Genomic DNA, 13,368 nt, shown 5'->3' on the forward strand with positions numbered 1-13,368 from the left:
CCTGCGCCAGGCGCCGCTGCTGCCCCGCGGCGCGGCACGGCGATGAGGCGCCCGCCGCGAGCATGAGCCACTTCGCAGTCATCGCCCCGCCCTTCACCAGCCATTTCCGTGCCTTGGAAGCGCTCGCCGGCAGCCTGATCGCGCGCGGCCATCGGGTGACCTTCGTCCATCAGCAGGATGCCGGCGCGCTGCTGCGCGATCCGCGCGTCGGTTTCACCAGCGTCGGCGCCGTCTCGCACCCGGCCGGTTCGCTGCGCCATACCGTGGAGCTGGCCGCGCGGCCGGGCGGCGTCAACGGCCTGCGCCGGGTGATTCTCGACCTGGCCAGGACCACCGACATGCTCTGCCGCGAGGCGCCGGCCGTGCTCCGCGAGCTGGGCGTCGACGCGCTGCTCGCCGACCAGATGGAAGCCGCTGGCGGGCTGATCGCCGAACACCTGAAGCTGCCTTACGTGTCGATCGCCTGCGCACTGCCGGTCAACCGCGAGCCGCGCCTGCCGCTGCCGGTGATGCCCTGGGGCTACGCCGATTCGCCGCAGGGCGAGAACCTCAATCGGGGCAGCAGCCAGGTCTACGACCTGTTGATGCGTCCGCACGCGCGGGTGATCGCCGGGCACGCCGAGCGCTTCGGCCTGGCGCCGCGCCAGGCGCTGCACGAGTGCCTGTCGCCCTACGCGCAGATCAGCCAGACCACCGCCGCCTTCGACTTCCCACGGCAGCAGGCGCCGGCGCAGTTCCACGCCGTCGGGCCACTGCGTGGCGCCGAGGAACAAGCGCCGTTGCAGATACCGCTGTCGACGCGCCGGCCGTTCGTCTTCGCCTCGCTGGGCACCCTGCAGGGAGGGCGTTTCGGCCTGTTCCAGCGGATCGTCCGCGCCTGCGCCGAGCAGGACGTGCAACTGCTGCTGGCGCATTGCGGCGGGCTGAATACCGTGCAGGAGCGCGTGCTGGAAGGCCTGGGCGCGACCTGGGTCACCGACTTCGCCCCGCAGCGCGCCGCCCTCGCCCGCGCCGACGCGGTGATCACCCACGCCGGGCTGAACACGGTGATGGACGCCCTCGCCGCCGGCGTGCCGATGCTCGCCGTGCCGATCGCCTTCGACCAGCCCGGCGTGGCCGCCCGCGTGCTGCACGCCGGTGCCGGCCTGCGGCTGTTCCCGCAACTGGCCAGCCGGGGCGGCATCGGCCGCGCACTGCGCCAGTTGCTCGACGACCCGCGTTTCGCCGCCAATGCCGCGCGGGTCGGCGCCAGCCTGGCCCAAGCCGGTGGCGTCGAGCGCGCCGCGGATATCGTCGAGGCGGTGGTGCGCAGCGGCCAGCCGGTGGAGCGCGCCGATGCAACCTGACTACGACCTGATCCTGGTCGGCGGCGGCCTGGCCAATGGCCTGATCGCCTGGCGCCTGGCCGACGCCCGCCCGGAGCTGCGCGTACTGCTGCTGGAACAGGGCGAGAGCCTGGGCGGCAACCACACCTGGTCGTTCCACGAGGGTGACCTGGACGGCACGCAGCGGCAATGGCTGGCGCCGCTCGTCGCGCATCGCTGGGACGCCTACGAGGTGATCTTCCCGGCGCGCCGGCGGCGCCTGCACAGCGGCTATGCCTCGATCACCTCGCAACGCTTCGACGAACGCCTGCGGGCGCGCCTCGGCGGCTCCCTGCAGCTCGGCGCCCGGGTCGCGTCGCTGACTCCCACCGACGTGCAACTGAGCAGCGGCGAAACCCTGCGCGCGCACGCGGTGATCGACGGCCGCGGCCCGGCGGCCAGCCCGCACCTGGCGCTGGGCTACCAGAAATTCCTCGGTCAGGAAGTCCGCCTGAGCGAGCCGCACGGCCTGAATGCGCCCATCGTGATGGACGCCAGCGTCGCGCAGCACGACGGCTATCGGTTCGTCTACGTGCTGCCGTTCGGTGCGGACCGCCTGCTCATCGAGGACACCCGCTACGCCGATGGCGACGACCTCGACGACGCCGCGCTGCGCGGGCAGATCGCCGACTACGCCGCGAGCCGCGGCTGGCGCATCGCCGAGCAACTGCGCGAGGAGCGTGGCGTGCTGCCCATCGTCCTGTGCGGCGATGTCGACGCGTTCTGGCTCAGCGCCAGCGGGCAACCGCGCAGCGGCCTGGCCGCCGGGCTGTTCCACCCCACCACCGGCTACTCGCTGGCCTACGCGGTGCGCCTGGCCGACCACATCGCCCGCCTGCAAAACCTCGAGGCGAGCGCGCTGTTCACCTCGATCGAGGCATTCGCCCGCCAGCAATGGCGGCGCCAGGGCTTCTTCCGCCTGCTCAACCGCATGCTCTTCCTGGCCGGCGAACCGGCCAATCGGTGGAGGGTCATGCAGCGTTTCTACGGCCTCTCCGAAGGACTGATCCAGCGCTTCTACGCCGGGCACCCGCGCCTGGCGGACAAGCTGCGCATCCTCAGCGGCAAACCGCCCGTCCCCCTCGGCGAGGCGCTGCACGCCGCGCGCGCCGACGATCTGCACAGACACAGGAAGCACTCATGATTCAGGGAAAACGCGCCGTGGTGATCGGCGCCGGTTTCGGCGGCCTGGCGCTGGCCATCCGCCTACAGGCCGCCGGCATCCACACGACGCTGCTGGAGAAACGCGACAAGCCGGGCGGCCGCGCCTACGTCTACGAAGACCAGGGCTTCGTCTTCGACGCCGGCCCGACCGTGATCACCGACCCTTCGGCGCTGGAGGAACTGTTCAGCATCGCCGGCAAGCGCCTGGCCGATTACGTCGAGCTGCTGCCGGTGGCGCCCTTCTACCGGCTCTGCTGGGAGGACGGCTTCGCCTTCGACTACGCCAACGACCAGGCCGATCTGGACCGCCAGATCCATGCGCGCAACCCCGCCGATGTCGAGGGCTACCGGCGCTTCCTCGCGTATTCCAGGGCGGTGTTCGAGGAGGGTTACCTGAAGCTCGGCACGGTGCCGTTCCTGTCCTTTCGCAGCATGATCCAGGCCGGCCCACAGCTCGCGCGGCTGCAGGCGTGGAAGAGCGTGTACAGCATGGTCGCACGCTTCATCGAGGACGAGCAGTTGCGCCAGGCGTTCTCCTTCCACTCGCTGCTGGTGGGCGGCAACCCGTTCGCCACCTCGTCGATCTACGCGCTGATCCACGCGTTGGAGCGCGAGTGGGGCGTGTGGTTTCCGCGCGGCGGCACCGGCGCCCTGGTGGACGGCATGGTGCGGTTGTTCCAGGACCTGGGCGGGACGCTGGAACTGAACGCGCCGGTGCAACGCCTGGAGACCTCCGGCGAGCGCATCACCGCGGCGATCTGCGCCGACGGCCGCCGCTTCGAGGCCGACGCCGTGGCCTCGAACGCCGACGTGGTGCACACCTACAAGGCGCTGCTCGGGCACCATCCACGCGGTATCGACGAAGGCCGGCGCCTGCAGAAGAAGCGCTTCAGCATGTCGCTGTTCGTCATCTACTTCGGCTTGCGGCGCCAGCATCCGGGGCTGCAGCACCACACCGTGTGCTTCGGCCCGCGCTACCGCGAGCTGATCGCCGAAATCTTCGCGGGCGCCGAGCTGGCCGAGGATTTCTCCCTGTACCTGCACGCGCCCTGCGTCACCGACCCGTCGCTGGCGCCCGAAGGCTGCGCCGCCCACTACGTGCTGGCGCCGGTGCCGCACCTGGGCAACGCCGACATCGACTGGACGGTGCAGGGGCCGCTGTATCGCGAGCGGATCTTCGAGTACCTCGAGCGCCACTACATCCCCGGCCTGCGCGAGGACCTGGTGACCAGCCGCATCTTCACCCCGCTGGATTTCCGCGACGAACTCAACGCGCACCTTGGCTCGGCGTTCTCGCTGGAGCCGATCCTCACCCAGAGCGCCTGGTTCCGCCCGCACAACCGCGACGTCCGTATCGACAACCTCTACATCGTCGGCGCCGGCACCCACCCCGGCGCCGGCGTACCGGGCGTGGTCGGCTCGGCCAAGGCCACCGCCGGGCTGATGATCGAGGATGCCGGCCGATGACCGACGCGCTGCTCGACCACGCCGAGCGCAGCATCGCCGTCGGCTCGAAGAGTTTCGCCGCCGCCAGCCGGCTGTTCGACGCCGATACCCGGCGCAGCGCGGTGATGCTCTACGCCTGGTGCCGGCATTGCGACGACGTGATCGACGGCCAGCAACTGGGTTTCGGCCAGCAGGCGAGCGACACTCCCCCCAGCCGGGCGCGCCTCGAACAGCTGCTCGCCGCCACCCAGGCGCTGTACGCCGGCGCCGCGCCGAGCGAGCCGGCGTTCGCCGCGCTGGGCCAGGTGGTCGCCCAGCACGGCATTCCGCAGCGCTATCCGCTGGAGCACCTGGCGGGCTTTCGCATGGACGTGGAGCAGCGTCGCTACCGGCAGTTCGAGGACACCCTGGAGTACTGCTACCACGTCGCCGGGGTGGTCGGCGTGATGATGGCGATGCTGATGGGCGTGCGCGACGAGCAGGTGCTGGACCACGCCTGCGACCTGGGCATGGCCTTCCAGCTGACCAACATCGCCCGCGACATCGTCGAGGATGCCGGCGCCGGGCGCGTGTATCTGCCGGAGCAGTGGCTGGCGGAACTCGGCGTGGCGCCGGACCAGCTCGCCGCCCCACGGCACCGCGCGGCCATCGCCCAGCTCGCCCGGCGCCTTGTGATGGCCGCGGAACCCTACTACGCCTCGGCGGCCCAGGGCCTGGCCGCCCTGCCGCTGCGCTCGGCCTGGGCGATCGCCACCGCACGCGGCGTGTACCGGCAGATCGGCGTGAAGGTGCAGGCACGTGGCGCCCATGCATGGGACCGGCGCGTATCCACCAGCCGCCTGGACAAGCTGCGCCTGGTCGGCCTCGGTGGGCTGCAGGCGCTGGGCTCGCGGGCGATCACCCCGCAACCGCGCCCCTCCGGCCTGTGGACCCGCCCCCGCTGACAGCCGATCCAGCCGTAGGGTGGGCTTCAGCCCACCGCGACCAGAATCCGCACCTCATGTCCTCCACGAAAACCCGCCCGGTGGGTTACGGCGCGCGAAGCTGCGTGCGTGTTTGCGGAAATGGGGACGCGCCTAACCCACCCTACGAACTAACAGCCGATCCAACCGTAGGGTGGGCTTCAGCCCACCGCCGCCAAACACCGCATCCCATGCGCTCCACGAAAACCCGCCCGGTGGGTTACGGCGCGCGAGGCCGGGTGCGTGTTTGCGGAAGTGGGAGCGCGCCTAACCCACCCTACGAACTGACAGCCGATCCAACCGTAGGGTGGGCTTCAGCCCACCGCCGCCAAACGCCGCATCCCATGCGCTCCCCGAAAACCCACCCGGTGGGTTACAGCGCGCGAGGCTACGTGTGGGTTTGCGGAAGTGGGGGCGCGCCTAACTCACCTGCGAACTGATCGGTGCGCGCGGCGCGCCCTACGGAACCGCGTCTGCTCGCCCGATGAGCCGCCATCGCTGGCGGCCGTAGGGTGCGCCATGCGCACCAGATCACGTGCTACCGGTGCGTCCGCTTCGCGTTCTGCGCCCACGCCACGTCGCTCGGCCTAATCGCCGGAGCGCTCGTCCGCGCGGTCCAGGCGGCCGCCGTGAAGACGCTGCAGTTCGGCCTTGAGGGCCTTCACCGAAGGGGCGTAGAGGAAGCCGAACGATACGCAGCCCTCGCGCCCTTCCACTGCGTGGTGCATGCGATGCGCCTGGTAGAGGCGCTTGAGATAGCCGCGGCGCGGTACGTAGCGCAACGGCCAGCGCCGGTGCACCAGGCCGTCGTGGGCGAGGAAGTAGAGGAACCCGTAGAGGGTCATGCCGGCGCCGATCCATTGCAGCGGCCAGCGGCCGGCGGTGCCGAGGGCGATCAGGACGATCGCCAGGGACGCGAAGACCACCGCGTAGAGGTCGTTCTTCTCGAACCAGCCCTGCCGCGGTTCGTGGTGCGAGCGGTGCCAGCCCCAGCCCCAGCCGTGCATCACGTACTTGTGTGACACCCAGGAGACACCCTCCATCAGCACGACGGTGATCAGGACGATGAGGCTGTTGAGCAGGAAGGACATGCGGAGGGATTCGCGAAAGGGGCCTGGCGCCAGTCTACGTCAAGCCGCCGTTCGCGGAACGCGCGGCGGGCGCCGCGCATCGGCTGGCCGGGCGATCAGGTCTTCGGCAGGGTGACGCCGGTCTGGCCCTGGTACTTGCCGCCGCGGTCGCGGTAGGAGACTTCGCACGCCTCGTCGGACTGCAGGAAGAGCATCTGCGCCACGCCCTCGTTGGCGTAGATCTTCGCCGGCAGGGTGGTGGTGTTGGAGAACTCCAGGGTCACGTGGCCTTCCCACTCGGGTTCCAGCGGGGTGACGTTGACGATGATCCCGCAGCGCGCGTAGGTGCTCTTGCCCAGGCAGATGGTCAGCACATCGCGCGGGATGCGGAAGTACTCGACGGTGCGCGCCAGGGCGAAGGAGTTCGGCGGGATGATGCAGACGTCGCTCTTGATGTCGACGAAGCTCTTCTCGTCGAAGTTCTTCGGGTCGACGACCGCCGAATGGATGTTGGTGAACACCTTGAATTCGTCGGCGCAGCGCACGTCGTAGCCGTAGCTGGAGACGCCGTAGGAGATCAGCCGCTCGGCGCCCTCGGTGCGCACCTGGCGCTCGACGAAGGGCTCGATCATGCCGTGCTCCTGGGCCATGCGGCGAATCCACTTGTCCGATTTGATGCTCATGGCGGGGGTCCTGGCTGGCTGGAACGGGGCGCACATCTTACCGGTCAGCGGCCCGCCGATGAAAGTGGCCCGCCCGATGGGCCTGCGCGGCAGCGGGAGCGACAGGGTGGCGGCGCTGATCGGGGCGAAGTCGGGGGTTCTCCTGCCGCCACTCGGCCTGGCGGGGGCGATTCGTTTCAGGCCACCCAACCGGGCTTTGGCATATCGCGTGGGCTGAAGCCCACCCTACGAGGCTGATCGGGGCGAAGTCGTCTCGCCGGGTTTCACTCGGCCTGGAAGGGGCGATTCGTTCAGACCACTCAACCGTGCTTGGGCATATCGCGTGGGCTGAAGCCCACCCTACGAGGCTGATCGGGGCGAAGTCGTCTCGCCGGGTTTCACCCGACCTGGCGGGGGCGATTCGTTTCAGGCCACCCAACCGTGCCTTTGGCATATCGCGTGGGCTGAAGCCCACCCTACGAGGCTGATCGGGGCGAAGTCGTCTCGCCGGGGTTCACTCGTCCTAACGGGCGCGATTCGTTTCAGGCCACCCAACCGTGCCTTTGGCATCTCGCGTGGGCTAAAGCCCACCCTACGGGGTTCTGAGCCGGGGCAGGACCGTAGGATGGGCTTCGGCCCATCGACCCGGCGGCCACAGGGTGATCTGACACCTTACGACGTCAGCGCTTCTTGCCACCCAGCAGCGAACCCAGCAGCCCGCGCACCAGTTGCCGGCCTAGCTGGTTGGCGGCCTGGCGCACGGCGCTCTTCAGCGCGCTGCTGGCGATGTCGCCGAGCATGTCGCCGGCCTTGCCGCCGAAGCTGGCGTTGGCCGGTTTCTCCGCGGCCACCTCGGGCTTCTCCGCGGCGCGGGCGCTGAGGATTTCGTAGGCGGACTCGCGATCGATCGGCTTGTCGTAGCGCCCCAGCAACGGCGAGCTGCGCAGCAGCGCGGCGCGCTCGGCGTCGCTCAGCGGGCCGATCCGCGACTGCGGCGGCGCGATGGCGACGCGCTGGACCATCGCCGGGGTGCCCTTCTCCTCGAGCACGCCGACCAGCGCCTCGCCGATGCCCAGTTGGGTCAGCGTGTCGAGGGTGTCGAACGCCGGGTTCGGGCGGAAACCGTCGGCCACGGCGCGCAGCGATTTCTGCTCCTTGGCGGTGAAGGCGCGCAGCCCGTGCTGGATGCGCAGGCCGAGCTGGGCGAGCACGCCGTCGGGCAGGTCGGACGGCGACTGAGTGACGAAATAGACCCCGACGCCCTTCGAGCGGATCAGCCGCACCACCTGTTCCAGGCGCTCCTGCAGCGCTTTCGGGGTGTCGGCGAAGAGCAGGTGCGCCTCGTCGAAGAACAGCGCGAGGATCGGCTTGTCGGCATCGCCGCGCTCGGGCAGCTGCTCGAACAGCTCGGCGAGCAGCCAGAGCAGGAAGGTCGCATAGACCTTCGGCGACTCGTGCACCAGGCGGCTGGCGTCCATCAGGTGGATGCGCCCGCGGCCGTCGGCACCGGGCTGCAGCAGGTCGCCCAGCTGCAACGCCGGCTCGCCGAACAGCGAATCGCCGCCCTGCTGTTCCAGGCTCGCCAGGCGCCGTTGCAGCGCCTGGGCGGAGGCGCCGGCGAACAGCGCACGGTCCTCGCCGAGCAGCTCGGGGTTCTCGCGCAGGTGATTGAGCAGCGCTTTCAGGTCCTTCAGGTCGAGCAGCAGCAGGCCTTCGCGGTCGGCCACCTTGAACGCCGCGTAAAGCGCCGCCTGCTGGCTGTCGGTGAGTTCCAGCAGGTTGCCGATCAGCAGGGGGCCCATCTCGCTGAGCGTGGTGCGCAGCGAATGGCCGCTGGCGCCGTGCACGTCCCAGAGCACCAGCGGATAGGCCTGCGGACGGTGATTCAGCCAGGGCATGGCGGCGATGCGCTCGGCCACCTTGCCCTGCGGATCACCGGCGGCGCCGAGGCCGCAGAGGTCGCCTTTCACATCGGTGGCGAACACCGCCACGCCGGCATCGCTGAAAAGCTCGGCGAGGTGCTGCAGGGTCACGGTCTTGCCGGTCCCGGTGGCGCCGGCGACCAGGCCATGGCGGTTGGTCAGGCGCAGCGACTGGGCCAGGGGCTGGCCATCGGTGTCGGCGCCGATCACGAACGGGCTGGTCTGGGACATGGGGCTTCCTCTGCGGATCGGGAGTCGGCCGCCCGTGTCGGACGGCCCTGTCTTGAGACTAGCTGGCGCGGATCAATCGTCGCTGATGACGATGTTGGGCATCGTCGTCTGCCCGGTCAGCGCGATACGCGCGCCGACGCAGCGGGCGACGTGCTGGTAGAGCATGGCGATCTGGCTTTCCGGGTCGGCCACGGTGGTCGGCTTGCCGCCATCGGATTGCAGGCGGATCGCCATGGACAGGGGCATCGAGGCGAGCAGCTCGACGTCGTACTGCGCAGCGAGTTTCTCGCCACCGCCTTCGCCGAACAGGTGCTCGGCATGCCCGCAGTTGGAGCAGATGTGCACGGCCATGTTCTCCACCACGCCGAGCACCGGGATGTTGACCTTGCGGAACATCTCCACGCCCTTGCGCGCATCCAGCAGGGCCAGGTCCTGCGGCGTGGTGACGATCACCGCGCCCGCCACCGGCACCTTCTGCGCCAGGGTCAGGTGGATGTCGCCGGTGCCCGGCGGCATGTCGATCACCAGGTAGTCGAGGTTGTCCCAGGCGCTCTGGGTGATCAGTTGGATCAGCGCGCCGGACACCATCGGCCCGCGCCATACCACCGGCGTGTCGTCGTCGGTGAGGAAGGCCATCGACATCACCTGCACGCCGTGCGCCTCGATGGGCACGAAGAACTTCTGCTCGCGGATCTTCGGCCGCGTGCCTTCGGCGATGCCGAACATGATGCCCTGGCTGGGGCCGTAGATGTCCGCGTCGAGAATGCCCACCCGCGCGCCTTCGCGGGCCAGCGCCAGCGCCAGGTTGGCGGCGGTGGTCGACTTGCCGACGCCGCCCTTGCCGGAGGCCACGGCGATGATGTTCTTCACGTTGCCCAGCGCCGGAACCTGCTCCTGCGCCTTGTGCGATTCGATCACGCAATCCACCTGGACCTGCGCGCTGTCGACGCCCTCGAGGTTCTCCAGGGCCATCTGCAGGGTCTGCGCCCAGCCGCTCCTGAACAGGCCGGCGGCGTAGCCCAGTTGCAGGCGCACGCGGACCTTGCCGCCCTGGATGTCGACCTCGCGCAGGCAACCGGCGCTGACCGGGTCCTGGTCGAGATGGGGATCGGTGAACTGGCGCAGCGTGGATTCCACCTGGGCGCGGGTAACGGTCATGACGAACTCCGGGAAAAGGCTGAGCGAAACAGGCGGCTATCGTAGCAGCCTGAAGCGACCGCGGGCGCCGGGGATGCAGTCCGGCCCGTGCGGATGAAAAAAAACCGCCGCGCCTATATAGTTGCCGACTTCCCTCGATTACCCCGTGCAGCCGATCAACATGTCCGAAGCCCGCCAGATCCTCGTCACCAGCGCCCTGCCCTACGCCAACGGTTCGATCCACCTCGGCCACATGGTGGAGTACATCCAGACCGACATCTGGGTGCGCTTCCAGAAGATGAGCGGCAACCAGTGCATCTACGTCTGCGCCTCGGACGCCCACGGCTCGGCGATCATGCTGCGGGCAGACAAGGAAGGCATCAGCCCCGAGCAGTTGATCGAGAACGTGCGCCAAGAACACAGCACCGACTTCGCCGACTTCGGCGTGGCCTTCGATAACTTCCACTCGACCCATTCGCAAGAGAACCGCGTGCTCTCCGAGTCGATCTACCTGAAGTTGCGCGACGCCGGGCACATCGCCACGCGCTCGGTGACCCAGTATTTCGACCCGGAAAAAGGCATGTTCCTGGCCGACCGCTTCATCAAGGGCACCTGCCCTAAATGCGGCACCCCCGACCAGTACGGCGACAACTGCGAGAAATGCGGCGCCACCTACGCGCCCACCGAGCTGAAGGACCCGCGCTCGGCGATCTCCGGCGCGGTGCCTGTGCTCAAGGACTCCAAGCACTTCTTCTTCAAGCTGCCGGACTTCGACGCGATGCTCAAAGGCTGGACCCGCAGCGGCGCGCTGCAGGAGTCGGTGGCCAACAAGATCGCCGAATGGCTGGACGCGGGCCTGCAGGAATGGGACATCTCCCGCGACGCGCCCTACTTCGGCTTCGAGATTCCCGATGAGCCGGGCAAGTTCTTCTACGTCTGGCTGGATGCGCCGATCGGCTACATGGCCAGTTTCAAGAACCTCTGCGAGCGCACCCCAGAGCTGGACTTCGACGCCTTCTGGAACAAGGATTCGAGCGCCGAGGTGTATCACTTCATCGGCAAGGACATCGTCAACTTCCACGCCCTGTTCTGGCCGGCGATGCTCGAAGGCGCCGGCTACCGCAAGCCGACCGCGCTCAACGTGCACGGTTTCCTCACCGTCGACGGGCAGAAGATGTCGAAGTCGCGCGGCACCTTCATCAAGGCGCGCACCTACCTGGACCACCTGAACCCGGAATACCTGCGCTACTACTTCGCGAGCAAACTCAGCCGCGGCGTGGACGACCTCGACCTGAACCTCGAGGACTTCGTGCAGAAGGTCAACTCGGACCTGGTCGGCAAGGTGGTCAACATCGCCAGCCGCTGCGCCGGCTTCATCCACAAGGGCAACGCCGGCCTGCTGGTGCAGAGCGATGCCGCGCCGGAACTGACCGAGGCCTTCCGCGCCGCCGCGCCGAGCATCGCCGAAGCCTATGAAACCCGCGACTTTGCCCGCGCCATGCGCGAAATCATGGCGCTGGCCGACCGCGCCAACGCCTGGATCGCCGACAAGGCGCCCTGGGCGCTGGCCAAGCAGGACGGCAAGCAGGCCGAGGTGCAGGAAATCTGCGCGCTGGGCGTCAACCTGTTCCGCCAGCTGGTGATCTTCCTCAAGCCGGTGTTGCCTGCCCTGGCCGCCGCCGCCGAACAGTTCCTCAACGTCGCGCCGCTGCGCTGGGACGACCACCGCAACCTGCTGGCCAACCACCAGCTGAATGCCTTCACCCCGCTGCTGACGCGCATCGAGCCGGCGAAGATCGAAGCCATGATCGCCTCCTCGAAGGAAGACCTGGCCGCCGCCGAAGCGCCTGCCGCGACGACGGGCAACGGTGAACTGGTAAAAGACCCGCTGGCCGCCGAGATAGCATTCGACGCCTTCGCCGCCGTCGACCTGCGCATCGCGCTGATCGAGAAATGCGAGTTCGTCGAAGGCGCCGACAAGCTGCTGCGCCTGACCCTGGACATCGGCGACGCCAAGCGCAACGTGTTCTCCGGGATCAAGAGCGCCTACCCGGACCCGAGCAAGCTGGAAGGCCGGCTGACCCTGTACGTCGCCAACCTGGCCGCCCGCAAGATGAAGTTCGGCGTCTCCGAAGGCATGGTCCTGGCGGCCGGCCCCGGCGGCGAGGAAATCTACCTGCTCAGCCCGGACAGCGGCGCCAAGCCTGGCCAGCGGGTGAAGTGACGCGCGAAGCCGCCTGAGTCCGGTCGACGCTTCGGGGGGATGACGACGCCTTCATCGACACCGCCTGGTGGATCGGTGAAGCGCGATCCACCCTACGATTCCCGGTACTTCCGTAGGGTGGGTTAGGCGCGCAAATACGCGCAGCCGAGAATTCACGATCTCGGTGGGGCGCGCCGTAACCCACCGCTCCACCGCCCGAAAAAACCGATGCCTATGCTCGCGCTCCTACCCACCCTGCTCTGCACCGCCCTGGTCGACCTGCTGTTGCGCAGCGACCGGGCAACGGCGCTCGGCCCGGCGACGGCGTTGCTGGTCGTCCTCGCCACGCCACTCGCTTGGGCGCTGGCGCATCTGCCGGAAGCGTTGCAACACCTGCGCCTCATCGTGTTGCTGGCCTCGCTGCTGCCACTCGCCCTGCTCGCGCTGAAGCTCATCGCCAGGCGCTACCCAACGGCGCCGGGCCTCCTGCCCGTGCTGCTGGCCAATGGCGCGGCCATCGCCAGCGTGCTGATGTTCGACTCGGCGCAGCGCGAATGGCTGCCGAGCCTGGGCCTCGGCGTGCTCGCCGGCCTGGGCTTCTGGCTGATCCTGCGCCTGCTCGGCGACCTGCTGACGCGGGCGGAAAACGCCGATGTACCGGCGCCGCTGCGGGGCGCGCCGCTGGCGCTGATCGGTGCCGGGCTGATGGGCCTGGTGCTGCTCGGGGTGGTCGGCCGATGAGCAACGCGCCGCGGATAAAGGCGATCGACGCCCTGCTGCCACAGACCCAGTGCGGCAAGTGCGGCCATCCCGGCTGCAAACCCTACGCCGAAGGCATCGCCGCCGGCGAGGCGATCAACAAATGCCCACCGGGCGGCCAGGCCACCGTCGAGGCGCTGGCCGAGCTGCTGCAGCGCCCGGCCCTGCCGCTGGCGGAAAGCCCGGTGCCGGCGCAGGTCGCCTTCATCCGCGAAGCCGAATGCATCGGCTGCACCAAGTGCATCCAGGCCTGCCCGGTGGACGCCATCAGCGGCGCGGCCAAGCTGATGCACACGGTGATCGCCGCCGAATGCAGCGGCTGCGAACTCTGCGTCGCGCCCTGCCCGGTGGACTGCATCGACATCCTGCCGCTGGCCGACGCCGCCGCGCGGGCCCAGCGCGCCCGCGCCGACCAGTTCCGCCGGCGCTTCGAGGCACGCAATGCACG

General features: G+C 69.1%; 11 protein-coding genes. 7 read left to right on the forward strand and 4 right to left on the reverse strand.

The features are described from left to right. The first annotated feature begins 62 nt into the window (after nt 1–62). Genes B2X67_RS18260 through B2X67_RS18275 form a run of 4 tightly spaced genes read left to right on the forward strand, consistent with a single transcriptional unit; the run spans nt 63 to nt 4,918 of the window. Nucleotides 63–1,346, forward strand: a complete 1,284-nt coding sequence (locus tag B2X67_RS18260) for a glycosyltransferase (RefSeq protein ID WP_286786381.1) — start codon at nt 63–65, stop codon at nt 1,344–1,346. After that, nucleotides 1,336–2,508: a lycopene beta-cyclase CrtY gene (gene crtY, locus B2X67_RS18265; protein WP_286786375.1), complete on the forward strand. Its 1,173-nt coding sequence runs from the start codon at nt 1,336–1,338 to the stop codon at nt 2,506–2,508. Before B2X67_RS18260 ends, crtY begins: the two co-directional genes overlap by 11 nt. Then, complete coding sequence (locus B2X67_RS18270; protein ID WP_286786376.1) at nt 2,505–3,995, forward strand: phytoene desaturase; 1,491 nt, start codon at nt 2,505–2,507, stop codon at nt 3,993–3,995. The genes crtY and B2X67_RS18270 overlap by 4 nt, the downstream gene beginning before the upstream one ends. Continuing rightward, entirely contained in the window at nt 3,992–4,918 is a 927-nt protein-coding gene (locus tag B2X67_RS18275) for a phytoene/squalene synthase family protein (RefSeq protein WP_286786377.1), read from the forward strand. The genes B2X67_RS18270 and B2X67_RS18275 overlap by 4 nt, the downstream gene beginning before the upstream one ends. A gap of 605 nt (nt 4,919–5,523) precedes the next feature. On the opposite strand, the gene B2X67_RS18280 is transcribed toward B2X67_RS18275, so the two are convergent. The 4 genes from B2X67_RS18280 to apbC all read right to left on the reverse strand — a co-directional run bounded on the left by B2X67_RS18280 (nt 5,524) and on the right by apbC (nt 9,979). Then, nucleotides 5,524–6,027, reverse strand: coding sequence for a sterol desaturase family protein (locus B2X67_RS18280; protein ID WP_273232743.1), 504 nt, complete (start codon nt 6,025–6,027; stop codon nt 5,524–5,526). A 95-nt stretch (nt 6,028–6,122) separates the two neighbouring features. Further along, nucleotides 6,123–6,689, reverse strand: coding sequence for a dCTP deaminase (gene dcd, locus B2X67_RS18285; RefSeq protein ID WP_090228314.1), 567 nt, complete (start codon nt 6,687–6,689; stop codon nt 6,123–6,125). 659 nt (nt 6,690–7,348) lie between these two features. Beyond that, nucleotides 7,349–8,821, reverse strand: coding sequence for a helicase HerA-like domain-containing protein (locus tag B2X67_RS18290; protein ID WP_286786378.1), 1,473 nt, complete (start codon nt 8,819–8,821; stop codon nt 7,349–7,351). Nucleotides 8,822–8,893: 72 nt separating this feature from the next. Beyond that, nucleotides 8,894–9,979, reverse strand: coding sequence for an iron-sulfur cluster carrier protein ApbC (gene apbC / locus B2X67_RS18295; RefSeq protein WP_286786379.1), 1,086 nt, complete (start codon nt 9,977–9,979; stop codon nt 8,894–8,896). Nucleotides 9,980–10,139: 160 nt separating this feature from the next. On the opposite strand from apbC, the gene metG reads away from it, so the two are divergent. From metG to rsxB, 3 genes are all read left to right on the forward strand, one after another. Beyond that, a complete protein-coding gene (metG, locus tag B2X67_RS18300; RefSeq protein ID WP_273232749.1) occupies nt 10,140–12,182 on the forward strand; it encodes a methionine--tRNA ligase in 2,043 nt (680 codons plus the stop codon). 207 nt (nt 12,183–12,389) lie between these two features. Beyond that, nucleotides 12,390–12,902 (forward strand): Rnf-Nqr domain containing protein, encoded by a 513-nt coding sequence (locus B2X67_RS18305; RefSeq protein ID WP_273232751.1) that lies wholly within the window; start codon nt 12,390–12,392, stop codon nt 12,900–12,902. Next, nucleotides 12,899–13,368 (forward strand): electron transport complex subunit RsxB (gene rsxB / locus B2X67_RS18310; RefSeq protein ID WP_286786380.1); only part of this gene is annotated, 470 nt, incomplete at its 3' end. The genes B2X67_RS18305 and rsxB, both read left to right, overlap by 4 nt.

Source organism: Pseudomonas sp. UBA3153, from assembly GCF_002364635.1.
Classification (GTDB): domain Bacteria; phylum Pseudomonadota; class Gammaproteobacteria; order Pseudomonadales; family Pseudomonadaceae; genus Pseudomonas_O; species Pseudomonas_O kuykendallii.